General features: G+C 69.6%; 21 protein-coding genes and 1 pseudogene. 7 read left to right on the top strand and 15 right to left on the bottom strand.

The features are described 5' to 3' along the window. Positions 1 to 163: 163 nt before the first annotated feature. From ACMCNN_RS19635 to ACMCNN_RS19615, 5 genes are all read right to left on the bottom strand, one after another. On the bottom strand, positions 164 to 1,339 hold the full coding sequence (locus tag ACMCNN_RS19635) for a zinc-dependent alcohol dehydrogenase (RefSeq protein ID WP_412741977.1): 1,176 nt from the start codon (positions 1,337 to 1,339) through the stop codon (positions 164 to 166). Continuing rightward, positions 1,336 to 1,878 carry an SRPBCC family protein gene (locus tag ACMCNN_RS19630; protein WP_412741976.1) on the bottom strand — a complete coding sequence of 181 codons (543 nt, stop codon included), beginning with the start codon at positions 1,876 to 1,878 and terminating at the stop codon, positions 1,336 to 1,338. The genes ACMCNN_RS19635 and ACMCNN_RS19630 overlap by 4 nt, the downstream gene beginning before the upstream one ends. A gap of 214 nt (positions 1,879 to 2,092) precedes the next feature. Beyond that, the gene (locus ACMCNN_RS19625; protein WP_412741975.1) at positions 2,093 to 2,356 is read right to left on the bottom strand and encodes a UBP-type zinc finger domain-containing protein; all 264 of its coding nucleotides are present in this window, start codon (positions 2,354 to 2,356) and stop codon (positions 2,093 to 2,095) included. An 11-nt stretch (positions 2,357 to 2,367) separates the two neighbouring features. Beyond that, positions 2,368 to 2,958: an HdeD family acid-resistance protein gene (locus ACMCNN_RS19620; protein WP_412741974.1), complete on the bottom strand. Its 591-nt coding sequence runs from the start codon at positions 2,956 to 2,958 to the stop codon at positions 2,368 to 2,370. 178 nt (positions 2,959 to 3,136) lie between these two features. Next, complete coding sequence (locus ACMCNN_RS19615) at positions 3,137 to 4,234, bottom strand: LuxR C-terminal-related transcriptional regulator (protein WP_412741973.1); 1,098 nt, start codon at positions 4,232 to 4,234, stop codon at positions 3,137 to 3,139. A gap of 351 nt (positions 4,235 to 4,585) precedes the next feature. Between ACMCNN_RS19615 and ACMCNN_RS19610 the strand changes: the two genes are divergently transcribed. Further along, entirely contained in the window at positions 4,586 to 6,268 is a 1,683-nt protein-coding gene (locus ACMCNN_RS19610; RefSeq protein ID WP_412741972.1) for an FAD-dependent oxidoreductase, read from the top strand. Between the two features lie 344 nt (positions 6,269 to 6,612). On the opposite strand, the gene ACMCNN_RS19605 is transcribed toward ACMCNN_RS19610, so the two are convergent. The 4 genes from ACMCNN_RS19605 to ACMCNN_RS19590 form a co-directional block, all read right to left on the bottom strand. Then, entirely contained in the window at positions 6,613 to 7,179 is a 567-nt protein-coding gene (locus ACMCNN_RS19605; RefSeq protein WP_412741971.1) for a response regulator, read from the bottom strand. Positions 7,180 to 7,272: 93 nt separating this feature from the next. Then, positions 7,273 to 7,686: an NUDIX domain-containing protein gene (locus ACMCNN_RS19600; RefSeq protein WP_412741970.1), complete on the bottom strand. Its 414-nt coding sequence runs from the start codon at positions 7,684 to 7,686 to the stop codon at positions 7,273 to 7,275. A gap of 264 nt (positions 7,687 to 7,950) precedes the next feature. Continuing rightward, on the bottom strand, positions 7,951 to 8,661 hold the full coding sequence (locus ACMCNN_RS19595; RefSeq protein WP_412741969.1) for a DUF2127 domain-containing protein: 711 nt from the start codon (positions 8,659 to 8,661) through the stop codon (positions 7,951 to 7,953). A 74-nt stretch (positions 8,662 to 8,735) separates the two neighbouring features. Beyond that, complete coding sequence (locus ACMCNN_RS19590) at positions 8,736 to 9,626, bottom strand: SGNH/GDSL hydrolase family protein (protein WP_412741968.1); 891 nt, start codon at positions 9,624 to 9,626, stop codon at positions 8,736 to 8,738. An 862-nt stretch (positions 9,627 to 10,488) separates the two neighbouring features. Between ACMCNN_RS19590 and ACMCNN_RS19585 the strand changes: the two genes are divergently transcribed. Together ACMCNN_RS19585 and ACMCNN_RS19580 are read left to right on the top strand one after the other, a co-directional pair. Then, positions 10,489 to 11,610, top strand: a complete 1,122-nt coding sequence (locus tag ACMCNN_RS19585; protein WP_412741967.1) for a hypothetical protein — start codon at positions 10,489 to 10,491, stop codon at positions 11,608 to 11,610. Beyond that, the gene (locus ACMCNN_RS19580; protein WP_412741966.1) at positions 11,585 to 12,667 is read left to right on the top strand and encodes an alpha/beta hydrolase; all 1,083 of its coding nucleotides are present in this window, start codon (positions 11,585 to 11,587) and stop codon (positions 12,665 to 12,667) included. The genes ACMCNN_RS19585 and ACMCNN_RS19580 overlap by 26 nt, the downstream gene beginning before the upstream one ends. A 275-nt stretch (positions 12,668 to 12,942) precedes the next feature. On the opposite strand, the gene ACMCNN_RS19575 is transcribed toward ACMCNN_RS19580, so the two are convergent. Further along, a complete protein-coding gene (locus tag ACMCNN_RS19575) occupies positions 12,943 to 13,584 on the bottom strand; it encodes a response regulator (RefSeq protein ID WP_412741965.1) in 642 nt (213 codons plus the stop codon). Then, a complete protein-coding gene (locus ACMCNN_RS19570; protein ID WP_412741964.1) occupies positions 13,581 to 14,738 on the bottom strand; it encodes a sensor histidine kinase in 1,158 nt (385 codons plus the stop codon). Before ACMCNN_RS19570 ends, ACMCNN_RS19575 begins: the two co-directional genes overlap by 4 nt. 135 nt (positions 14,739 to 14,873) lie before the next feature. On the opposite strand from ACMCNN_RS19570, the gene ACMCNN_RS19565 reads away from it, so the two are divergent. Then, positions 14,874 to 15,296: a hypothetical protein gene (locus ACMCNN_RS19565; RefSeq protein ID WP_412741963.1), complete on the top strand. Its 423-nt coding sequence runs from the start codon at positions 14,874 to 14,876 to the stop codon at positions 15,294 to 15,296. 276 nt (positions 15,297 to 15,572) lie between these two features. Here ACMCNN_RS19565 and ACMCNN_RS19560 read toward each other — a convergent pair whose 3' ends face one another. From ACMCNN_RS19560 to ACMCNN_RS19550, 3 genes are all read right to left on the bottom strand, one after another. Next, complete coding sequence (locus tag ACMCNN_RS19560) at positions 15,573 to 16,982, bottom strand: hypothetical protein (RefSeq protein WP_412741962.1); 1,410 nt, start codon at positions 16,980 to 16,982, stop codon at positions 15,573 to 15,575. Continuing rightward, complete coding sequence (locus tag ACMCNN_RS19555; RefSeq protein ID WP_412741961.1) at positions 16,979 to 17,326, bottom strand: PadR family transcriptional regulator; 348 nt, start codon at positions 17,324 to 17,326, stop codon at positions 16,979 to 16,981. Before ACMCNN_RS19555 ends, ACMCNN_RS19560 begins: the two co-directional genes overlap by 4 nt. A gap of 223 nt (positions 17,327 to 17,549) precedes the next feature. Beyond that, positions 17,550 to 19,217 (bottom strand): hypothetical protein, encoded by a 1,668-nt coding sequence (locus ACMCNN_RS19550; RefSeq protein ID WP_412741960.1) that lies wholly within the window; start codon positions 19,215 to 19,217, stop codon positions 17,550 to 17,552. Positions 19,218 to 19,783: 566 nt separating this feature from the next. On the opposite strand from ACMCNN_RS19550, the pseudogene ACMCNN_RS19545 reads away from it, so the two are divergent. Beyond that, positions 19,784 to 19,951: pseudogene (locus ACMCNN_RS19545) on the top strand (transposase); the annotation flags it as partial. 75 nt (positions 19,952 to 20,026) lie between these two features. Here ACMCNN_RS19545 and ACMCNN_RS19540 read toward each other — a convergent pair. Then, a complete protein-coding gene (locus tag ACMCNN_RS19540) occupies positions 20,027 to 21,853 on the bottom strand; it encodes an acyl-CoA dehydrogenase (RefSeq protein WP_412741959.1) in 1,827 nt (608 codons plus the stop codon). An 885-nt stretch (positions 21,854 to 22,738) separates the two neighbouring features. On the opposite strand from ACMCNN_RS19540, the gene ACMCNN_RS19535 reads away from it, so the two are divergent. Together ACMCNN_RS19535 and ACMCNN_RS19530 are read left to right on the top strand one after the other, a co-directional pair. Continuing rightward, on the top strand, positions 22,739 to 23,674 hold the full coding sequence (locus tag ACMCNN_RS19535; protein ID WP_412741958.1) for a quinone oxidoreductase family protein: 936 nt from the start codon (positions 22,739 to 22,741) through the stop codon (positions 23,672 to 23,674). A 119-nt stretch (positions 23,675 to 23,793) separates the two neighbouring features. Beyond that, positions 23,794 to 24,162 carry an alpha/beta fold hydrolase gene (locus ACMCNN_RS19530; RefSeq protein ID WP_412741957.1) on the top strand — a complete coding sequence of 123 codons (369 nt, stop codon included), beginning with the start codon at positions 23,794 to 23,796 and terminating at the stop codon, positions 24,160 to 24,162. The last annotated feature ends 278 nt before the right edge of the window (positions 24,163 to 24,440 follow it).

The following is a 24,440-nucleotide window of genomic DNA, read 5'->3' as shown; positions in this document are numbered from 1 at the left end:
ACTCAACCGTCCGGCCCGGATAAGTCGGCGCCCATTTCCCCACCGGCCTCCTCGACCACGGCGTCGACGCGGGCGGCCCCGCCGGTCGGGTGCCGCATACCGGCGCTGATGGATGCCGCATCGGGCCACCGTGCTTACCGCGGTGGCCGGATGCGGGTGGTCGTCAGGGTTTGAGGACGATCTTCTCGCAGTTGTCCTGCTTGTTCTTGAAGATGTCGTAGCCGTGCGGGGCCTCGTCGAGCGGCAGGGTGTGGGTGATGATGCGGGTGGGGTCGATCTCTCCGCGTTCGATGCGTTGCAGTAGCGGCTTCATGTAGCGCTGGACGTGGCACTGGCCGGTGCGCAGGGTCAGCGACCGGTTCATCCAGGCGCCCGCCGGGAACTTGTCAAGGAAGCCGCCGTACACGCCGATGACCGAGACCACACCGCCGCTGCGACACGCCATGATTGCCTGGCGCAGCGCGTGCGGGCGTTCGGTCTCCGATCGGACGGCCTGCTTGATCCGGTCGTACGCGTGGATGTGCGCGCTGCCGTGGGTGGCCTCCATGCCGACCGCATCGATGCACTTGTCAGGGCCGCGTCCACCCGTGAGTTCCAGCAGCTGCGAGCGCACGTCGACTTCCTCGAAGTTCACCGGCGTGTGGCCCGCCTGTTCCGCCATCTGCAGCCGGTACGGCTCCTTGTCGATGGCGATGACCTGCGCGGCGCCCAGCACCCGGGCACTGTCCATGGCGAACTGGCCGACCGGGCCGGCGCCCCACACCGCCACCACGTCGGACGGCTGGATGTCGCACATCTCGGCACCCATGTAGCCGGTGGGCAGGATGTCGGACAGAAACAGCACCTGCTCGTCGGTCAGCTCGGACTCGATCCTCAACGGACCGACGTCGGCGAAGGGCACCCGCGCGTACTGGGCCTGACCGCCCGCGAAACCGCCGGTCAGATGCGAATAGCCGAAGATCCCCGCGACCGGGTGCCCGAACATCTTCTCCGCGATCCCCGCGTTGGGGTTGGAGTTCTCGCAGCAGGAGTACAGCTCGGCGGCGCAGGCGGCACACCCGCCGCAGGCGATCGGGAACGGCACGACCACCCGCTCCCCAACGCGCAAACGACCGGAGTCGACGCCCGGGCCGACCTCGATCACCTCACCCATGAACTCGTGACCCATGACGTCGCCGTCCTGCATCGTGGGCACATACCCGTCCACCAGGTGCAGATCCGAGCCGCAGATCGCGGTGGAGGTGATCCGTACGATGGCATCGCGCTTGTTGAGGATCCTCGGATCCGGCACGTCACGGACCTCGACCTTGTTGCGCCCCGCCCAGGTGTTCGCCCTCACTGCTCGGCTCCCTTCGCGAACTCGGCGTCCGACAGCGGCTGCGCCGGACGCTGCGGGAACTCCTTGCGGGCCCGCTTGCCCCACGGGGCGCCGTCGGAGCGGACCACCTCACCGGTCTCCAGCACCTGCTTGAGCCGGCGCAGATCGTCGTCGAGCTGCTGGTGCGGTTCCTCGCCGAAGTACTTGGCGACCGCCTTGCCGATCGTGCCGCCCGGAATGTCGTACACCAGCACGACATGCACCTCGGTGCTCACACCGTCCGGGGCCGGCACGAACCGCACCGTGCCGGCGTTCGGCACGTCGGCGTGGCCGGTCGAACGCCACGCGATCTTCTCACCGGGCACCTCCTCGATGATCTCCGCGTCCCACCCGACGTCCTTGCCGAACGGGGCGTCGGCGGTCCAACGACTGGTCCGGTCACCGGTGGTGCGGACCTGCTCGAGATGCGCCATGAACGTCGGCAGGTTCTCCACATCGCGCCAGAACCCGTACACCTCCGACGCCGGTTTGCGAACGGTTGTCGCTGCTGTCAACTCCATGGAACCTCCTCTGCGTGCGCTCCGCACCGCCGACGCGGAGCCGATGCCCTTCGCCCGAGTGGCCTGCACGGCGGTCAGCAAGCACGTTGACCACGGTGATCCCGGCGACGGCGCCGGTCAGGGCGAGGAGCCGTCCTCGCCGACGCCCGCCACGGGTGGCCGAAGCAAACCACCTAAACCCGCCAATCGCCCGCTGCGTGCCTTCCCTACTCGGTCAGACGAACGCCTCGTCTACGTAGCACCATCGCCATTCCTCGCCGGGCTCCAACGTTTGGACGATCGGATGGGCTTGGGTGTGGGCGTGCTGCCGCGCGTGCTTCATCGGTGACGAGTCGCAGCAGCCGACGTGCCCGCAGGTGAGGCACAACCGCAGGTGGACCCACGGCGTGCCCAGGCGCAGGCACTCTCCGCAGCCCTCGGGGGTCTGCGGCACCACCGCTTTGATCATGACGACGTGCGGGTCGATGACTGTGGTCATGGATTCTCACCTCATGCCGTGGCCGGCCGGTTCCCGGTGCCGGTCGCGGCCCGTGCATCGGGGCGGTTCCGGTGCAGCCGCACGCCCAACACCGCCAGGGCGATACCGAACAGGATCGCGTACGCACCGATCAGTGTCAGGATGGCCAGCGCCCCGGCCGCCGGCCAGACGATGAGCAGGATGCCGAACGCAACCGACAGCATGCCACTGAGCGCGAGCAGCCACTCGTGCCGCATCTCGCGGCGCAACAGCACCGCCGCGACGACCTGCAGCACGCCGGTGATCAGTGCCCAGGCTGCGATCAGCCACAGCAGCACAAGCGTGGTAACACCCGGCCACACGAATGTCAGGATGCCCATGAGGACAGCGGCGATGCCTTGCACGATCAGCCAGCTCCGGCTGCCGGTTCGGACGCCGTCGTGGTTGCGACCGAGCACCGAGGCCAGCGTGAACACGCCGTCGACAAGCGCATACGCTCCGAACAACAACACCAGTGCGAACACCGTCGGCCCCGGCCACACCAGCGTCACCACTCCGAACAGGATTGCGGCGATGCCGCGCAATACGACCGCCCACCAGTACCGGGACAGCATCTCCACCATGGTCGGTTCCTTCCGGACGTCGTCAGGCTGCCTTTTCGGCAGGCATGCCGCAGCGAATGCGGCGACAACCGCTGCGCCTGGGCGTCTCATCTCAGAACTACCCCCGTGGTCGGCCGCCGTCGATTGGCAGAGTTACCAATGCCGAGGGCGCCCGGCGTAATCGAGGTGGAGAACCGGATCACCATCCAGCCCTGATCGTCACCTCACGGCCGTCCGTTCCGCCATCGATGAGGCGGTACGGGATATACAGGCCACGGCGCGTCGCCAGCACCGCAGCGGCGGTTCGGGTCGGCGCGCGCAGCTTCGCCCGGATGTGTTCGAGGTGTGCCGCGGCGGTCCGCGCGGTGATGAACAGCCGGGCCGCGATGTCTCGATTGGCGCGTCCCTCGATCACCAGGCCGAGGACGACTAGCTCCCGGTGTGTCAGCGCGCAGAGGTCCCCGGGGGGCGAGATCAGGACGAGCCCTACCAGGTTCTCCGATGTGCTCGGCGGACAGGCGAGGCCGGTGACCTGGACGTAGCCCTCCCGGCCGTCGTCCGCTCGGACCGGGCAGAGGAACGAGGTGTGCCGGACCCGGTCGGTCAGACTGTCGACCGCTGTGGGGACGACGTCCGGGCATCTGGTGAGCAGGGGATCGGTCGCCATCCCGGGCAGCGGGGTGACGGTGCCTCGGCGGTCGACGACGGCGGCGGCGGTGGCGCCGTGGACCAGCTGCGCCAGCCCGACCAACAAGGTCATCGGATCCAGGACGGTGGTGATCGCCGGCGCAATCGCGCCGATCACGTCCCGGGCCTCAGCGGTCGGCTGGGTGGCCGTGTCAGTGTGTAGGGCGAGCACGCCCAGGTGGCGACCGTCCTGGGTGACGAGCGGGACGGCGAGGCCTTCGCGGAATCCAGCCGGCCACCAGTGTCCGGACCAGCACGGCAGCTCGGCCGTGTGCGGCGGTGCGTCCCGCAGGCGCATGGGCCGACGTCGCTGCAGCAGGCCGCCCGTCTTCCTCAGCTCGGTCAGCTCCTCCGATTCCATGTACGCAAGGCTGTCCCGATCATGGCCGACGGATGTGACCGTGGTGTAGCGGCGCTGATCTTCATCGAGCGTGCCGATCCAGCCCGCTGCGAACGGAACGATCCGCTTCATCAGATCCCACATGAAAGCCAGGTCCTCTGGCAGGTCGTCGCTGGCCGGGGTCACCCGGTTGATCTCTGCGGTCAGCTCCAGCGCCACCGCTAGCGACTCGGTCACAGCCTGCACCTCCTCACGACCGGACAGGTGCACCTGAAGGGCCTACCCCCCGACAGCGGCCGCAAACTTCGCAAGTCCAACCGATTGGTAAATCTGCCAATCGACACCCGCCGGAGTGGCTGTTGCGATGGAGGGGCGCAGATGCCCGCTCCGCTCCGAGCGACGGCCGGCCCCGCCGAAGCTCTACCGCGACCGCCGGTGGAGGACGCGACCATTGGCCAAGGCAGTCGCACCCATCTGCGCGCGACGAACCCGTTGTTCGCCGCCGTTGAGGGCGGGCCCACACACGACGACCGTGAACGGGGAGGGCTCATGTTCCACGCCGTCGGTGGCGCCGGTCACCGAGGCGCGCGAGTGGGTCGACGACGCGCTACGGGGTGACACGTGACTGCTGAGAACCTCGACGAAACACCGGACATCGGGGGCGCGTATCCGCGACTGCCCACCCGGTACCTGACCCTGCTCCGCCGGCACGGCGATACCCGCACGGTTCAGCCCGACGACGTGCTCGTTGCCGAAGGACAGCGGGACCGCGATTTCTTTGTTGTCCTGTCGGGCCGCGTGGCCGTCATCGAAGGACACGGCACTCCGCACGCCCGGATCGTCCGGGTGCACGGGCCTCACCGCTTCCTCGACGAACTGGGCCTGCTCACCGGCCAGCCGTCGTTCGTCTCGATGGTGGCCGCCACCCCGGGAAAGGTGCTCGCGGTCGCGCTGCCGGTGCTGTACGACCTGGTCCGCCAGGAACCGGAACTCGGTGACCTCATCCTGCGCTGTTATCTGACGCGCCGCGAACTGCTGGTGGGAAGCATCGCCGGCATCAAGATCATCGGCTCCCGGTTCGATCCGAACACCAGGCGGCTGCGCGAACTCGCCGCCCGCAATCGGGTGCCATACATCTGGATCGATCTGGAGAAGGATCCGGAGGCCGAGGAACTTCTCCGCCGCCTTTCCGTCCCGCCGCAGGAAACCCCGGTGGTGATCTGGCGGGATACGGTGCTCCGCAATCCCTCCAATGCCGAGCTGGCTCGATTGGCAGGACTGAAGGCGCCGGGTTCCGGCGAGGCGACGTGCGACCTCGTCGTCGTGGGCGCCGGACCGGCCGGTCTTGCCGCAGCCGTCTACGGCGCCTCCGAAGGGCTGTCCACCATAGTCGTTGACGCGGTGGCGCCTGGTGGGCAGGCCGGAACGTCGTCGCGCATCGAGAACTACCTCGGCTTCCCGGCCGGCATCTCCGGTGCGGACCTCGCGGACCGCGCCGTCATCCAGGCGAAGAAGTTCGGCGCGACTTTGACCATCCCGTCCGAGGCGATCCGGCTCGAGGCGAGCGACGGCCACCACGTCGTGGCCCTCGACGACGGTGCGCCGCTGCGGACCCGGACGGTCGTGATCGCCACCGGCGCGCGGTATCGCAGGCTCAATGTCCGTCGCCTCGCAGAGTTCGAGGGCACCAGCATCTATTACGCCGCAACCTTCATGGAGGCGACATTCTGCACGCGCCAGCCGGTGTCCGTAGTCGGCGGCGGAAACTCCGCCGGGCAAGCGACGATCTTCCTCACCGGGTACGCGAGCACGGTACGGCTGCTGATCCGGCACGACGACTTGGCCCGGGACATGTCCCGATACCTTGTCGACCAGATCGAGCGACTGCCGAACGTCGAGGTTTTGCGGAACACCGAGGTGAGTGAACTGCTCGGCGAGGAGGGGCGGCTGCGCACGATCGTGGTCACCGACAACGCGACCGGCGACCGGCGAGAGATCCCCACCAGCGTGCTATTCATCTTCATCGGTGCGCAGCCGTGCACCGGCTGGCTGGCGCAGTATGTCGCCTTGGACGATCACGGCTACGTGCTCACCGGCGCACGAGTGGGAGCCGGCGCGGCGCCCACCCCGGCAAGCCTGCTTGAAACCAGCCGTTCCGGCGTCCTCGCCGTGGGGGACGTCCGCAGCGGATCGATCAAGCGGGTCGCGTCCGCCGTCGGCGAGGGTGCCATGGCCGTACGCCTCATCCATGAGCATCTCGCCCGGTTGGGTGAGGCAGCCGCGCGGCCGCTGCATTCGGTATGAACGGCGGGCCGAGCAGCACCGGCTGCCCGCGCCTCGGCGTAGAGCGTGCCGAAGGCCAGCGAGGACTTGCCCGATCCGGAGACGCCGGTGACGGCGACCATGGCACCGCGGGGAATGTCGACGTCGACGTTCCGAAGGTTGTGCTCGGCAGCGCCCCGGACGCACACGAACCGGCCAATAACGTCGCTTTCCACCAGCTCTGCTTACCCTGTTCGGCGGCGCCGAATAACCGCCACGAGCGCTCCCATCACCTCGGCGCCGGGTTTGCGGGTACGAAGATCCGGTCTTGCAGGGCTGTTGAGGCCAAACTCCGACTGTCGCACTTCGCCCACGTGCCGCCGCCTTCAGCCCGGACCGTGCCCGCTGGCTGCGTCGGCAGGCTGGTGGATGAGGACGTCGCGGACCTTGCTGAGCAGCGTGGGGATGGTGAAGGGCTTTTCCAGAAGTGCGATGGTTCGGTCGAGGGTGCCGGCTGCGGCGAGGACGGGCCCGGCGTATCCGGACATGTACAGCACCGGTAGGCCGGGCCGCAGGGCGGTGATCTGCTCGGCGACCTCAGTGCCGGGCATGGTGGGCATCATGACGTCGGTGAGCAGCAGGTGGATTTGGTCCGGGTGGCGGGCAGCGATCTGGATGGCTTGGGGTCCGTCGGCGGCGGTGAGCACCCGATAGCCGTGGCTGGTCAGAACGCGGCGGGCGACCTCGCGGATGCCGTCTTCGTCGTCTACGACCAGGATCGTCTCGTCGCCGTGGTAGCCGCGCACCCGGGCGGGTTCGGTCCGCGGTCGTTGCTGCGCTGCTTCGATGGCGGCGGGCAGCAGCATGGAGAACACCGTGCCGTGGCCGGTCGCGGAGAACAGCCGGGTGTATCCGCGGGCCTGGGCCGGCCTGGCTGCGGCGATGACATTCATCGGCACCCGGCGCTGACCGTCCGCTCGAAGACCGGCGGGCATTGGGCCTCGCCGAAACCGGCAAGGACCCGTCTCTACCGGGTGCGCTACTGCTCACCCAGCCCCGCCCGCGTGGCCGCGGCTGGCCCGGCGGGGGAGTGACCGCGCCGGCACCGCCCAGAGCGGAGGCTGCGGTGCTAGGGAGGCTTGACCTGCGGAGATGATCGAAACGGTCGCCAGCATGCGGCTGCTCGCACCGTGGGCGCGGGGAAGATGCAGGGACGGCCCGGGCGTGACTCGGTCCCGCCCGAAGTCGGACCAGCCGGCGACCAGCAAGGGCTTGCCCGCGAGAAACGCCCGCACGCAGTTCGCCGAGAACGGTGTGCCTCCGGCTGCACGGGAGTGGACCGTGGCAGCCAGACGAACGTCGTCGGTCGGCACCCGGACGCCGACCTCCTCCCAGACCTCGCGGATCACCGCGTTGATCACGTCCTCACCCTCTTCGAGTTTCCCGACGGCAGGTTCCACTGTCCGTCCGCGAAGCGGGTGTCCCCCGCGACCCGAGCAGAATCCGATCGCCGTCGAGAAGTAGAAGAAAAACGTCCACGGGGTGGAGCGGCGGCGCTGTCATAGGCCTTCACGGTAGTGAGTGGATCCGGTCGGGCGGACGGCCACACCTTCCCACTCGCCCGGGGGCGCTCAATCCGTGGCAATGAGTTGCCGACCGCGTTGGACCGGATGAGCAGAATGCTGCGGTCGAACGGGCGTCAGCTGGCCGATGAGCAGTGCGAACTACCCGGCTACCCGGTCCAGGTCTGTAATCGGCTCCGCCGATCGCCGCGCGGCCGCGTGCTCCACCTCGAGTAGGCTCATCTCGTGCCGCTCGGCCTCGTACGCCGCGCGCCCGCCGCGCAGCCCGAACAGTCGCTTGGACACTAGCAGGTAGGCCACTGCGGCCACGTTGATCACAAGTGCCGCGATTCGGAACCAGGTGAGCCGCTCGGTCAGCTCGTAGATCTCGATGGGCAGGCCGAGCGACGTGGCGATCAGCGCGAAGTACTCGCCCCAGCGCTTGAGCAGCCACAGGCCGGTACCCTCGATGAGCTGCAGTACCGCGTACACGATCAGGGCGATAGCGACCCAGAGCAGCGTGTCCGACCGGGCCTCGAGGACGTGCCGGATGGTCTCCACGATCGCCGAATTCTCCAGGTTCCAGCCGAGCTTGTCGGTGAACGGCTTGAGCAGGGGAACGTCCTCGTGGAACGCGCGCTCGATGGCATCCCGGCTGCCGCGGAACCGGATCACGCCGTACCCGGCGGCGAGAACGAGCACGCCCTTGGTGAAGCGCTCGAAGGCAAGCAGCCGCAGGATGATCGTGTCGCGCAGCGCCCGGCCACGCGGCACGAGCGGCGCGTCGGCGGCCGGACCGGCCAGCCGGGGCTCGCCCAGAACGAAGTCGCCGCAGCGCAGGCAACGCCACGCCGCGCCCAGTGCGGTCCCCACGTGCAGTCGGGCACGGAGATCATCCTCAACCGGCGCGTACGTCAGATGTCCGCGACGGCCGCAGACCCACAGGTTCACATCCACAGCTCAGTTGATACAACACGAGGTCGACCAGCCTGCCGGGCCGGGGTTGCCGGGAATCCCTGACGCACAGTCGGCGGCCCGAGATGCAGCGCGGTCTCGATCACCTCCGAGGTGGCTTGGGCGATCTGCCGGTGGCCGGCCGCGTTCGGGTGGTCGCCGTCGTCGCAGAGGTAGTGTGTTTCGTCGTAGGCGTAGCTGGGGCCCTTGAAGGCGGCCCGAAGGTCGACGTAGGCGGATCCGGACGCCGTGGCCACCGATCTGATCGCGGTGTTGATCGCGTCGGTCAGCTCCTGGGCTGTCGCGACGTACGCGTCGCCCTGGGCCGCCGCATAGCTGCCGCCGAGCCATACGCTCCAGTAGTCCAGCAGCACGATCAGGACGTGTGCACCGCCGGTCAGCTCGTGCACCCGTCCGACGATCGTCGTGAGGTTCTGTTCGACCTGCGGAATCTTGGCGGTGTAGCAGGCCAGGGCGGTGCCGCAGGAGTCGGTGTACGCCACGTCGTTCGCACCGACCTCGATCTCCACGGCGTCCGCGCCGCCGAGGTGCGTGACCACGGCGCGGTCGGCGTCGAGCTGATGCACCACGTCCCTGCTGGTGTAGCCGCTGACGGAGTCGTTGGTGGCGCTCACCGGGTAGCCGGACACGGCGCTGACCGCCTCGGCCGTGAGCGGCGGATACGGCGTGCAGTCACAGTTCGTACCGTGCGGCACCGAATCGCCCAGCGCGACGATCGACCGCTCCGCCTGGCCGTGGCTCGACGTCGGGCCGCCGGCGGACGACGCCAACCGGCCACAGCCCGCCACAGCCCCGCCAGCGAGCACCACCGCGAGCACCAGTGCCACCCCACCGCGCATCATCACCGCAGCATGGCGGGTCACCCACGAAGTGGCATCGCCCGCACGTGATGAGGTCCGGCTGATCGCGCTGGCGGAGTCGACGGTGACCTCGACGGCTTGGCCTTGGGGCGGACTGCGATGGGCGCGGCGTAGCACCCCGGGCGGTTGGGCCAGGGCGCCAACATCTGCAACACCGCCAGTTCCCGGTACGCCGCGCCCGGCACCAGCCCGGCAGCCACTACCACCGCGGCGGCAGACACCGCGACCACGGCTTCTGGCAGCCGCCCGGCCGGCCATGTGCGCCACCCCGACATGGTGTTCCCCACCACCCGCACGGCACTTCTAAGATCGACAGCTTCTCCCGCGCACCATGCTCGATCGGCTCGCCATCTGGGTCCCGGCCGGGTTCAGGATCGCCCGAGCTCCGAAGGACAACGGCGTTCAGCGCCAGGTTCTGCGCGTACGTGCGGCGCTCGTCGCCGCTGTCCGGTTGAGTACGCGGGCACCGGCGACCGCGATCAGCGTGTAGAGCGGCGTCCACACGAGACCGAACGCCGCGCGTCGGCGGCTGCCATGACGGCTTTGCGACATCCTCGCACCAGTCTGCAGCGGTGCAGGGCGCAAAATCGTCCCGGAGCCCCACCAATGCAGCGCCGTGTACGTCAGGTGGCGAGAGCTCCGGCAGCCTTCGCGACATGAATCGACGGCGATCACCGTCGGAAGAAGGGCACCTTGCGAGCCGCAGCTACTCTTGTCGCGGCCGCACGCCCCGCGGTCGAAGAGCTGAGGAGCCCAGAACAGCTGGCTCGAATCCAGTCGGGCATTCACGCGAGTCTGCCTCGGGAGTCAGCGGGCACCTGACGCCACCGAGGTAGCTCGGCGCGGACAGAGGAGTAGGTCTAACATGCCGCTGACCAGCCTGTCGCTGATCGCGCTGGCCTTTCTCGCCACCGCGGCCGTCGTGGCTGGCACCGTGTGGGTATGGGGTCGGTCCTGGCGGCTACGGTTCCTGCCCCGCATGGCTGGTGTGCTGCTCATCGAGGCTCTTCTGCTGATTTCGGTCGGCTTGGTCGTCAACCGCGAGGAGGACTTCTATCCGACATGGGACGCCTTGGTCGCCTCCGACTCCGGCGGATCGACGGAACCGGTCTATCACACCGTCGCCGGTAGCCTCGATCAGCAGCTGGCCACCCTGGCAGGCCCCCGCAGTGGCCAGCCGCAGGCCTTGCCCTGGAAGCCCGCGGGCTGGACCGGCTGGCGGTTGGCCGCGGCGCCCACCCTGGTCGTCCCGGCCGGGTATCTAAGCCACCCGCAGTGGCGATACTCGGTGGTCCTCGTGGTCGCTAACGCCGCACCCGGCTGGCCGGCGACCGGCCAGGACGCCACCGCGCTGCGTGTCGCGGCCAACGCGAGCAGCGACGTGGTGGTCTATGTGACCACGACCCCCGGCACGACGGCACAGACGCTGACGACGGCGCTGCCTGAGCGGCTGGACCACGATCTGCGGGTCACCGGCCACCGGTGGGCGGTCGTCACCGCGCCCGCCGATGCTCCTCTGGTGGGGCAAGCCGTGGTGGCCGCGGCCGCCCAGTACCCGGCGGTGGCGACCGTGTACGGCGGCCAGCCGTCTCCACCTCCGACCAAGAAGGCATCCTCGCGTAGCGGCAGGAAGCCACCGTCGCGGCCTACGGCCAGGTCGAAGCCGGCGCGGGCGAGGACCACGTCGACGGACGTGACCGTCCGAACCGCAAACGCCGCCACGGTCGGCGGACGCGTGGGCGACAAAGAGGTGCCGGCGGGCATCGCGACCTTCGTCAGCCGCTCGGGCTCCGTCCCGGTCGCCCTGGCCACCGCCGTAACCTGGGCCGGCGGCCAGACTCCGCCACCCCTGGCACCGTCGTCACCACCGGTCAGATTCCTCCCGGTCAGGCACCCACGGTCGCACGCATCGTCCGGGCCCTCAGGCGCCCCGACCGCCCCGACCGGAAAGGACCAGGGGCATGGCTCCGGACAGCACCGGCATTGAGCTGGTCACGGTCGTCGCCGCGATTCTGGCGGCGGCCGCGCTCGCCCTCTTCTGGAACCGTTCCCAGGGGTGGCGCCGCGTCGTCCTGCGCGGTGTCAGCGTCCTGGCCTGCGTGGTCACCTCGGTGGCGTTCGCGGGCTCCTGGGTCAATCATGAGGTCGACTTCTGGCCGAGCTGGACGTCCGAGCACGACACCGTGCCGGACACCAAGTCCGCCGCACCGGCCACCGGCCCGATCTCCGCCGGTCCGGTCACTTCGACGGTCCGCGGGAGCGGACGCGTCGTCACCGTGACAGTCACCGGGGCGGCCAGCAAGCTGAGCATGCCGATGTGGGTCTATCTCCCGGTCGGATACGACCCAGCCGGATCGCTGCGGTACCCGGTGATCGAAGCTCTGCACGGTTATCCCGGTGTGCCCGCCCAGTGGCTGCATGCCCTGAACGCCCCGAAGATCCTCGACCGGGAGATCGCCGCCGGGCGCATGGCGCCCACCGTCGTTCTGTTCCCGCAGCAGTCGCCCCGGCCGCTACGGCTGGACACCGAGTGCACCAACCTCGTCGGCTCCGCGCAAACCGAGACATTCCTGACCCAGGACGTGCCGGAGTACGCGCGCAGCCACTTCAAGGTACGTTCCGATCACAGCGCCTGGAGCCTGATCGGCTTCTCGGCCGGGGCCTACTGCGCCACCCAGCTGCTGCTGCGCCATCCGAACCAGTACGCGGCCGCGGCCAGTCTCTCGGGCTACCTGGATCCCGGCATCCACGTGGGCGACGGGTCGGAGCACACGACCTACAACATCCTGTGGCGGCTGCAACATCTGCCGGTCCCCGCGGCCGCCCTCTACCTGGCGTGCGCCCGCGCCGATACCGGCGCATTCAACGCCACGGTCGCGATCGCCAAAGCGGGGCACAATCCGCTTGCGTTGACAACCTCGTACATCAACGGCGGTGGGCACAGCACCCAGAGCTGGCGGGCGATGGAGGCGCCTGCCTTCGACTGGCTATCGACCTGGCTCGGACAGCCGAACACCGAAGTGGGCCTCCCCAGCCCCCTCTAACGTGACCTTGACCGGTCTGCGTGGCCCCGCCGCATTTCCAGAGCCGACAGTCACGGCCGCTGCGGGACGGTCGGTGGGGCGGGCACACCCCACCGTCTACTTGGGCGTAAGAATGTGTCGCGGATGTGCGGATCGCGGCACGAGAGCGCGCTGATCACCGAGTCGCTTTCAGAACGCTGAGTCGGGTACAGCTTGCGTACCTTGGCTATCGGAAGGGTCAGTTTGTGAGGGCCGTCGACGTCGGCTGGTCGGAGTCGGCGCCGGGCAGGGACGGGTCATGTCTCGTCCAGGCCGTGCCGGAAGGCGTACACGACGGCCTGTGCCCGGTCGCGGGCGCCGATCTTTGCGAACAGGTGGTTGATGTGGCTCTTCACCGTGCCCTCGCTGACTACCAGGCGAGTGGCGATTTCCGCGTTGGACAGGCCCCGCGCCATCAGCGACAGCACCTCGGTCTCGCGTGGCGTGAGACCATTCCGGAGCTCCACCCGCGCGGCCGGGGCACCCGCGATGGCGTCGATCAAATGCCGCTGTACGGCCGGGTCGATGACCGCGTGGTCGTCGAGGACCATCCGTAGCGCCTCGTGGATCTGCTCTCCGCTGGCGTCCTTGGTCAGGTAGCCGCGAGCACCAGCCCGGATAGCATCCAGCACCGATCGGTCGTCCGAGTACGTGGTCAGCACGATTACCTTGACCTGCGGTGCCTCGGTGCGTAGCCGGCTGGTGGCCTCGACCCCGTCGCACCGCGGCATCCGCAGGTCCATGAGTACGACATCCGGCTGCACGGCCCGGGCCAGGGTGACCGCCTCGGCACCGTCCGCGACCGCACCGACCACCTCGACGTCTTTCATCAGAGCGAGCACCATGCTCAGCCCTTCGCGGACCACCCGCTGGTCGTCGGCGACGAGTACCCGAATCATGCCGGCACCGCCAGCTCGACTCGGAACCCATGGCCGGTCGCGCCCGCGCTGAGGGTGCCACCGAGCAGCTCGGCACGTTCGCGCATCCCGGTCAGCCCGTAACCGTCCGTCTCGCCGGGAACCACCGGCGGCCGGTCGGCGAAGTCCTCGACGATCAGGCGGGTGGCCGTCGACTCGTAGGACAGGTGCAGCGAGACCCGCGTCGGCGTGGCGTGCTTGGTCACGTTGGTCAGCGCCTCCTGTGCCACCCGGTAAAGGGCCAGCCGCGCCTGCGACTGCAATGGATGCGGTTTCCCGGACACCGCGAAGTCACACGGCACGGCCTGGTCGCGGGTGAACCGCTCGGCCAGGGTGGCCAGCCGGTCCGGTCCGGGCAGGTCGTCGTCGCGGAGCATGCCGATGGCCCCACGAGCCTCCTCCAGACCGGTCCGGGCAAGATGGTGGGCGCGGTCGACGGCGACGCGCAGGCGCGGGTCGGCCGGATCCTCGGCGACCAGCATGCGGGCGGCCGCCAGCTGCAGCAACAGACCCGACAGCGAGTGGGCCAGCACGTCGTGCATCTCCCGGGCCAGTCGCTGGCGTTCTGCCAGCCCGGCCGCCTCGGTCAGCGCCGCCTGGCCGGCTTCCAGCTCGGCGAGCAGCCGTTGGGTTTCGCGCTGCGCCTCGGCCAGCCGGAACGCCAGGTACAGCGCGCCGAACAGGACGGCGAACGCGGCGAGAACCGCCAGAAAGCCAAAGTCCTGTCCGGTGATCGAAGCCACCATTTCGAGCACCACGAACGCGACGATCAACGCCGGAACAGCCACCCGTACGGGCAGCAGCCCGGTCGCGGCGCACAGCACCGCGACCAGCACCGCCACCGAGCCCGGGCCATTCGGCTGCACCGCCACCAGCGTCACCGAGCTGCCCAGCATCGCCGCGACGAAGACCGCGTGAGGCGGCCGGATCGGTGGTTCGGCGCTTGCGTTGCGGCCGAACACCCCGGCCACGAACACGACGGTGGCCAGCACGACGATCAGCCGCTTCCCGGTCAGCCCGAAGCCGGGCTGGGCAGTGGCGGCGGCCCACACGAACCACGCCAGCATGAGCGGTGTCAGCAACTGCATCCACCGAACGACGCGGAGACGGGTCAGCATCGGCTCCTCGGTCTGCACCCACCGAACCTATTGGACCTCCGCTGCGGCAGCATCGGCGCATGGGCATAGAGGCGTGTCCACCCACGGGTGGAGGCGCGATGTCAGTCCGCGCGCCGATGCGGTACCCGACTGCGCGAACGCAGGCTGAGCAGCATGAAGAACGACCACCTGAACACCGTCGTCAAGCTGCTGTCCGCGTTCCTGGTGATCAGCCTGGCCACCATCGTTGCCACGGTGTTGATGCGCCACAACCCGACGCTCGTCACCACAGCCGTCTGGATCCGAACGCCACTGGTCGCGGCGAGTGCGGCGATTCTCCTGGTCCTCGCCCGCCGTGCGGCCACCGGCCACCGCGGCTCGTTTCGCCGGCTGCGCATCATCTCCCCGGTGGTGCTGACCGCGATCATCGTCGTTGTCGCCTGGCCGGGTGCGTTCCCGGTGTGGTTGCGTGTCGAGCAGGCCGTTTGCGGCGTGTTTCTGCTCAGCGTGGTGGTCCGCACCAACCTCCGTGGGGTCGGGTCATCCCTGGAGGCAGGCTCGGAACATTCGGCGACGACTCCCGCCACCCGGCGATAACCCCGCGAGCCGTGACCACGACATCCACTCTCATCTGCTGGTTCCAGATCCGGGTGCCGCAATCGGCGGCATCCGGCGATGGAACGCGCCTGATCCATGCTGATCGACGGGTCTGGCGTGGGTCGTGGATACCGATACGCCCGACAGGGGACGGCATTCTGCTGGCCAACAGGGCGCTCTGCCGAGCAGGGACTTCCCGGGCTCCGTTTACGCACTGCTGGAGCTGGTCGCCACCGTCGGTCTATCTTGCGCCTTTTCGTGTGCCGCTTGTCGGTGTCAGGAAGCGGCGTGCCGTACGGCGGCCACTCCGGGCAGGTTGCCCACCTCGGCGACCAGGCCCTCGAACGCGCCGGGGCTGCTCAGCTCGACCTGCCAGAACTGGGGCAGTGTCGCCCGCGAGGCGCCGGTGATGGGGCCGCCGCTGCAGTACGCGTCCCGGAAGTCCTGGTCCGTCGCATCGGCGGACCAGGAGGTGGTCCGTACGGACGGCACGTGCCAGATCGCGGCCTGGGCGATGTTGCGCTGGTCGTCGGAGGCGTCCTTGGCGACGTAGACGCGGGCCAGCAGGCTGGAGGCGACCTCGGCGGCCGGGAGGTCGGCTGGCGGCCCGGACGGGGTGCATCCCGGGCGCGCCCAACCCGGCCAGCCGGTCATGGCGCCCACCGTGATCAGCACGAGCGTCGCCGCCGCGAAGACCCGCGGCCGGGCCGGCAGGACGGCCGTCGCCAGTGCGAGCAGGCCCAGACCGAGCGCCAGCGTGGTGGGAGCCCGGGACAGTTGATCCAGGGTCGTCCACAGCGGGCTGCCCTCCAGCGGATCGGGTTGCGCGGACCACACGCAGATGACGAACAGACTCAGCGCGAGCACCACCATCGCCGACCCGGCGAGTGCGGCCGCGCCCAGGGTCCGCCCCGGGTGGCCCTCGCTGCGGCGGCTCGCCCAGCCGAACAACAGCCAGCCGACGCACGCGGCCAGCAGCGCGCCGGGCACGGCGAACCAGGCCGGCCATGGCGGCGTCGTGCGGGACAACCGGAACCCGGCCGAGCCGTCCGAGTCATACCAAGGGTGGTTCTTCACGTAGTAGGCGCCGTAGGCCAGGGTCAGCCCGCCCCGGGTGGCCGAGAATTCAGCGCTCCACGACGGCTGGTCGTGGTCCTCGTCGGAGGAGACGTCGTCGCGGATCTGCCAGCCGGCGCCGGCCAGGCGGTCGCGGACGCCCTTCGTGTACGCCGGTACCTCCCGGGTCTCCGCGGTGTTGCGCACCCAGTACTCGGCGTAGCCATAGATCTCACCGCCGTCCGCACCGAAGGCAGGTACGAACGGCGGCGCGTCGCCGCCGCCCAGCACCGACAGCCCGGGAAAGGCGGTCGCCGTGAGCCGTTGCGCCTCCGCGCCCGAGGGCAGCGGCTTCTGCAGCATCCACCCGAGGCGGGCGCTGGTGGCCGCGCCGAGCAGTCCGCAGGCGAGCGCGACCAGAAGGGACAGGACGACCACGCCGGTGCTGGCCGGCCGGCCGAGGCGAGCGCGCAGCCCGAAGCGAGTCAGGTTCACGACGTCCTTGACGGTTGGCCGGGCGCGGTCGGCCGGCGCGCACTCCAGCAGGGTGCCGAGCATCTCGGCGCGGCGCGGCCCGGGCGGGTAGAAACGGAGCAGGCGGCCGTACCGGCGGGCGAGCCGGTCGCTCACGACGCGCCCGGGCTCAGCCCGAGTCGACGGCGGGCCGACAGCTGCGCGGTGGCCGCAGCGACGGCCGCCCGCCGCCGCTCGGTCTCGGCGTCCAGCGCGGCAGCGCCGTCGGTGGTGAGCCGGTAGTAACGTCGCGGCCGTCCGTCCACCGTCTCCTCACGGTCCGCCTCGATGAGGCCGAGCGCGGTGAGCCGGTCGAGGGCCGCGTACAGAGTTCCGGCCTGCAACGTCACCTGCCCGCCGGACAGTCGGCCCACCTCCCGGATCACCCCGTAGCCGTGCCGCGGCTCGGGCGCTAGGGCGGTGAGGACCCAGAAGCTGGGATCGCGCATCGGTTCGGCCATACCGTTCAATATAAAGATGATCTTTATATGTCACAAGGCGGAGCCGGCGTCGATTTCGGGACCCGGCCGTCGACGCCGAGACGGGCCCGGGCGCATCGTTCCAGCTCGGAAGGCACTTTCGCGTTCCCGGGCACGACCACCCGTCAGCCCTGCTGAAGGGCCGACGCTCGTGCGGCCGTCGTGTCGAAGAGCGGTCTCCGGCGTCGGGAACGGAACTGAATGGTCAGCATCGCGGTCCGGCGACCATCGATCCCGTCACGGTGTACCGCCCGGGAGCCCGTGCCATCAGCGCAGTCCAGCCCTCGGCGGCAGGTGCCAGGCAGCCGTCGGGACCCGTGACGGCGAGCCATCGCGACCACCGCACCCGGAGCGACACGCTGCCGGGCGACGTCACGTCGAGCACCACGGCGCCGTCCGTCGACGACACCAGGGTCGCCCCGGTCACGATCGTCGGTGCGCCGGCTACCGCGTACAGGGTCCAGTGTGCGCTGTGCCAGAGGGTGCGCAGGTAGGACGGCCCGGACCGGACGAGTGCCGCCTCCTGCCCGGCGACCGACGCCGACGGCGCGTCGGCGAGCGCGACCAGCGAGACCCCGGTGTCCTTCAGCCAGCGCAGGTAGCTGGACGCGGTGAGCCGGCCCTGGAAGAAGACCGCGTTGCGTGCGGTGTCGGCCTGCCGCAGCCAGCCCCGGGCCAGGGGCGCGGTGCCGGGCACGTAGGCGGCTTCCCAGTAGTGGGCGGTGGGCACCACTTCGACGCGACCCTGCGGCTGATGACGGGCCAATTCGTCCAGCAGCGGCGCGAAGTAGGCAGGGGACGACGTGGGATCGCCGACACTGCGCAGGTCGCTGACCGCCACCGGGTGCTGCCAGATGGCGACCGTGCCCACCAGGACCGCAGCCGCGGCGGTCCGAGGCGCCCCGCCGGCCGGGAAGGGGACCCGGAGCCACGCGGGCCGGGTCGCGTACCCGGCCAGGATCGCCAGCGCGAACGTCGCCGACAGCCGCCCGGCGTTGAGACCAACCGGGGTGGTGAGGATGCTCGCGGCGAGGACACCGGCCGCGCTCAGCAGTGCGCCGATTCGGATCGCGGGGCGTGGTACCAGCAGCGCCACCAGCAGGCTCACGGTGCACGACCGCAGGGTGTCGGAGGCGATGGTGTTCATGGGTCCGTCCGCGCCGAACAGTGCGGCCATCCCCAGGGTCGGTACCGCTGCGGCGGTTGCCAGCAGTAGCCCGTCGACGCGCCGCCCGTGCAAGCCCGGATTCTCGGCCCGCCGCCAACCTGCGGCCTGCAGCAGGGCGACGGCTGCCAGGCCGGTGAACAGGCCGACGACGGGGCTGGCCGCCGCGGCGAGGACGCCGCCGATCACGGCGCCCGTGCGTCTGGGCCACGGTCGTGACCAGGTCAGCGCGAGCAGGGCGGCCAGCGCGAACACCAGACCGGCGGTGAACGTGACCCGCCCCGAGACGATGTTGCCGAACACGCCGGCCGCCCCGAGCAGCGCGGCCAGCAGTGGCCGGGACGCGTGCGTGCGGATCAGCAACGCGGCGAGTAGCAGGGTGGCGGTGACGGCGGCGATCGCGCCGAGGGCCCGGGCCCCCGTCGTGCCGCCGCCCAGCCAGCCCATGAGTTCCGGGGTGACCAGGCTGTACCCGAACGGCGAGACCCCGCCGTACCAGCCGAAGTTCAGGGCGGCTGCGCCGTGGCGGACCCAGAAGTCGGCGTACGCGGTCTGTGCGGCCAGGTCGATGCCCATCGGTGCCGCCGCCAGGTAGACCGCCGCCGCGGCGACCGCGACTACGGCGACCGTGGCCATGATCCGCAGATTCGGCCGCTTCTGCGGATCGGTGGACGGCGCGGTGGGTCGGGCTGTCAGGTCGGTGGACATGGCTTGAACGATTGACAGGTGTTGGATGGCATTTACCGAGATCGTTGGTTAGGTGCGTGTGGACGGATGGGCAGTGGTGCGGACGTGGCCGCGACAAGGTCGAACGAGACCGATGGGTCGTAGTGCCGGTTTGCGGCCCTATAGTTTCGGCCGCTGTCAAGTGCACTCCCTGGTGAACGCTCGCCGAGCGGCAGCGGGCCGCCCCGGTGTCACATCGGGCGGCGGCGGAGCGCGAGGGTGTGCGCGCTACAGGTCGCGGCGCCGCCACGGGGTGCTGGCGCCTTACCTGGCGACCGCTCACCACGGACCGGGCACCGCCACGGCACCCCCGGCCAGGTCTTGTCCTGCCACGGTCGGCTGCGGCACCAGCGACAACCAACCCCGAGCGCGACGCCCGCGACCGGTCGTGGGTCGCGGGGTCCTACGGAGATGGCCGTGGACCGCCTTCATGCAACGGGAGTCCACGGGCGCCAACAGCCGCAGCGGCGTACATGTCGGGTGCCGGCAAACATCTGGGCCTGGAAGTACTCGGCGGTGGGCCAGCAGCGGCCGTCGAGGTCGAACCGACCGGCGAGATCAGTACCCCATTTGCCGAGATCTATGGGGCGTCGGTGTCGAAGGAGACGATCTCCCGCATCACCGACAAGGTCATCGAGGAGATGACCGACTGGTCGCGCCGGCCGTTGGACGCGATCTATGCGGCGGTGTTCATCGACGCGATTGTGGTCAAGGTCGCGATCGCGTCGGCATCGGCCTGAGTAGGCCGGGCAGCAGCACGATCCCCATCGGTCGGGTCATGGCGGATGGCCTCAGAGGCAGCGGGGGTCGAGGTCGAGGGTGAACCGGTCGGCCGCAGCGAGTAGGTCGAGCATGGGGGCGACCTTGGGGAGCTCCCGGGTGAAGAAGTAGTGGGTCGCCGCGCGCTTTCCGTCGTAGAAGGCTCCCGTCTGGCCGTTGGCGGCAAGCCATTGCTCCAGCCAGAGCCAGGCAACAACGAGGTGTCCGGTCGCCTCGAGGTAGGCGGTTGCGTCGGCGAGGATCGCTGCCGGATCGCCGAGCCCGCCGAGGGACGCGGTGACGGTGGCGAGCCGTTCGGCGACTGTCACCAGCTGCTCGGCGTAGGCGGCGCCGGTGGCGTCCACGAGGCGAGCGCGGTCAGCGGTCCTGGTGATGCGCGCCAGTAGGATGCCGAGGCCCAGGCCTCCGTCGTGCAGCACTTTGCGGCCGAGGAGGTCCATGGCCTGGATGCCATGGGTGCCCTCGTGGATGGGGTTGAGCCGGTTGTCACGGTAGCGTTGCTCGACGTTGAAGTCGCGGGTGTAGCCCGCGCCACCGAGTACCTGGATCGCGAGGTCGTTGGCGGCCAGGCACCACTGCGCGGGCCAGCTCTTCACCACCGGAGTGAGGACGCCGAGCAGGCGTGCGGCCTCCGCTGCCTCCTCCCCATCCAGCGAGGCGACGTCGTCGACGAGTCGGGAGGCGAACAGGTTGAGCGCGAGTGCCCCTTCTGCATAAGCCTTCTGGGCCAGCAGCATGCGGCGTACGTCGGGATGCTCGACCAGTGCGACCTGCCTGCCGGTCTGGGGAGCGCCGACGGGGCGGCCCTGCAGACGCTCGCGCGCGTAGGTCAGCGACTCCAGGTAGCCGGCGTAGCCCAGGGCGGTCGCGCACAGGCCAACCCCGATCCGGGCTTCGTTCATCATGGCGAACATCGCCGCGAGGCCGCGGTGCTCCTCGCCGATCAGGTAGCCGACTGCGCCCGGCCGCCCGCCCGGCGTGTAGGCGCCGTCTCCGAAGACGGGTGCGGTGTTGACGGTGCCTCGGAAGCCCATCTTGTGGTTGATGCCGGCCAGCGTGACGTCGTTGCGTTCCCCGGGGTTGCCGTCGTCGTCGAGGAGGTGCTTCGGGACCAGGAACAGTGAGACGCCCCGTGTGCCAGCGGGCGCGTCGGCGGTGCGCGCCAGCACGAGATGGACGATGTTCTCGGCCAGCTCGTGGTCGCCGCCAGAGATCCACATCTTGCGTCCGAAGAGGCGATACGTGCCGTCCTCCTGCGCCTCCGCCCTCGTGGTGAGGTCGGCGAGGTTCGACCCGGCATGGGGTTCCGAGAGCGCCATGGTGCCGAAGAAGCGTCCCTCGGCCAGGGGCCTGACGTAGCGGCGCACCTGATCCGCGGTGCCGTAGGCGCACAGCAGGTTGGCCGCACCGACGGTGAGCAGCGCGTATCCGGTAGTGCCGGCGTTGGCGGCGTGGAACCAGGACATGCAGGCGCCGTAGACCGACAGCGGCAGGTCCATGCCGCCGACCTCCTCCGGAAGCGGAGCCCCGAAGAAGCCCGCCTCGGCGAAGACCTTCAGCGCTGCCCCGACCTCGGGGATCACCTCGACCTGCCGGCCGTCCCATCGCGGCTCGGTGAGATCGGCTGCGCGGTTGTGGGGGGCGAACTCGCGCACCGCCACCTGCTCGGCGAGGCCGAGCACGGCATCGACGGTGTCACGGTCGTGGGCGGCGAAGCGCGGCCGGGCGAGAAGCGCATCGGTGTCGAGCCACTCGTGGAGGAGGAAGTCGATGTCGCGCCGCGACATGAACTCTCGTGCTGACGTGTGGTTCCCGCCGGTGTGTGCGGTCGTGGTCATGGCTGATCCTTCGTGGGACGGGGCGGCGGGATGTGTGGTGGTGCTTCTAGCGTCCGGTGAAGGTCGTCGACAGGTGCAGCAGGCTGGGCATCAGATCAGCGGCGGCCTCCGACGGAGCGTCGAGGGCGTGGCGCGTCGTCGTCACCTGGTCACCGCGTCGATGCTCGCGGAGCATGGCGGTGTCATCGCCGTCTCTGGAAGGTTCTTGTCATGGCGAGGTCTCCCTTTCACTGCCAAGGCGGCCTGAGCCGCTGGCGCGTACACGGCCTCGTTCGGGCGGCGCGCCGCAAACAAATACGTCAGTGGAGTCGCCACTCCGCTGCAATTCTGCAGCAGGACGACCCATCAAAATTGACTTCAGACGACATCGAGTTGATCTGAAGCGACAGCTTGCCGCTCGGCCGAGCCATGATCCCGGGCCGGGCAAACATGAGCGCCTTCCGAACGGGTTTGTCTCACGAGATTGCCAGGAAGCGCTTCTCGGTGAACTCGATTCTCTGCGCTATCCGCGGCGCGCGAGCCACAACAGGGTGGCCCCGAGCCCGCAGCATGCGGTGGCCACCAGGTGCGGGCTGCGATAGCCGGACTGGGATCCGTCGCCCGGCAGCATGGGCACCCGGGGCTCGGGGCGGGGCGGTCGCAACCGCCACTCGGAAGGCTGCGCCGGGTCCGACAATTCCCGCGTGGACTGTTCACACCGGAGGTCGGGGGACTTCGGGCCAGGGCGCAAGAGTGGGCCGGCGGCGAGTGTGCCGTGACATTCCGCACCTCCGTTCCACGATCATTTTGAGTACGTTGTGGTCATACGACGAATGTCGAAAGGACCGGGAAATGCGTGCCGTAGTGATGTCCGGGCCCTCGGACGGCCCCGATCGGACGTCGATCATGGAGATCGATGAGCCGCGTCCCGGGCCGGGAGAGGTGAGCATCGAGGTCGCCTACGCCGGTATCAACTTCGCCGACGTGATGGCCCGTCGCGGCGACGCCGGGTACGGCCTGGCCTGGCCGTACATTCCTGGTCACGAGGTCTGTGGAGTGGTCCGGGAACTCGGCGCCGGGGTGCGGCACCTTTCGGTTGGGCAGTCGGTCGTGGCGCTGCCCGGCCGCGGAGGGCTGGCCGAGGTAGTCGTCGCGCCCGCTGCCTTGACTGTTGTCCTGCCCGGCGGCGTGCAAGCACACGTCGCCGCTGGCACACCGGCAGCGACGGCCACAGCCTGGCTGCTGCTCGACGATGTCGCCCGGCTGCGGACCGGAGAACGGGTTCTGGTGTACTCCGCCAGCGGTGGTGTCGGGGCGGCGCTCGCCCAGCTGATCCCAATCCTGGGCGGCGGCCCGAGCATCGGAGTGGTCGGCACCGCCCGGCAGGCTGACGTCGCCCGCGCACATGGGTACGACATCGTGCTCACGCAGCACGACGCGCTGGCCGAGGACATCAGGGCGGCGGCATCCGACGGCGTGGATGTCATTCTCGACCCGAAGGGGACCGAGCTGCTGGCAACCGACCTGGCGGTCGTCGCCCCGGGCGGACGCATCGTGCTGTTCGGCAATGCCTCCGGCCGCCAACCCGCGGCCCTCCCGCCCGCCGGGCACTTGTTGCGCGGGAACGTGACGATCTCGGGTTTCAGCATCGGCAGCCTGTCCGCCCGGGCACCGCAACGGGTCGCCGAGGCGATGCGTCGTGTGTTGGAGCTCATCGCGCTGGGCGAGCTCACCGTGCCGGTCACCGTTCTCGACTCGCTGGCCGAGGTGCCTGCGGCGCAACAACTGCTGGCCGAAGCCCGGGGCCAGGGCAAGTATGTCGTTCGGTTGGCAGGCGACTGACTCGGCGCGGCCCAGAGGTCTCGGTGTCGGACCTGGCATGCGAGGCGGTCAACGCATTGCTGGACGGATGGTCCGACCGACCCTCCCCCGACCCGGCCGATCTGGCAGGAGCCTGACGAATGGTCGAACCTGCCCACACGCGTACTGGGCAGGGACAAACACTGGTACTCCTGCACCCGCTCGGGTCCTCACGCAGTGTCTGGGATCCGGTGGTCGGTGCGCTGGCCGGACGCTTCGACGTGATCGCTGTCGACCTCCCCGGCTTCGGCGAGTCCGCACCACTGCCCGCCTCGACCGAGGCGACCCCGGCGGCGCTCGCCCACGCGGTCGCCCGCGCACTTGATGCAGAAGCAGATCGACGAAGACCCGTTCGTCGCCCAGGACGTCGTCAGCGTGTCGGGATCGCGGCCACGCATCGGCTCGATTTCTGCCCGAGACCGCCCGGGTACGCGCAGGGGACTGGCAGTCAGCGGGGATCGGAAGGGTGAGGGTGACCCTCTGCCGCGAGGGGTCAGGTAGGGCGGGGGAGGCGCGGCAAGTGGCGCCGGATGGTAACCCTGACGATTCCCGAACATGATCCGAACCCTTTGCCGCGGCGGGGCCTGGTACTTGTCTTTCTTCGGAAAACCTGAATCGAATCCGGCTTTCCTTGGGCTTCCGTGGCCGCACGGATCTTTCCGACGTGACGGTGTATGCCAGCGCTGATGTGGCATTGCCGGCGGCCCGGAAGGATGCGGTGGCCGAAGTCAACGAAAGGGAACGCTGC

Source organism: Krasilnikovia sp. MM14-A1004, assembly GCF_047159485.1.
Classification (GTDB): Bacteria; Actinomycetota; Actinomycetes; order Mycobacteriales; family Micromonosporaceae; genus Actinoplanes.
This window is presented reverse-complemented; position numbering and strand designations above follow the sequence as displayed.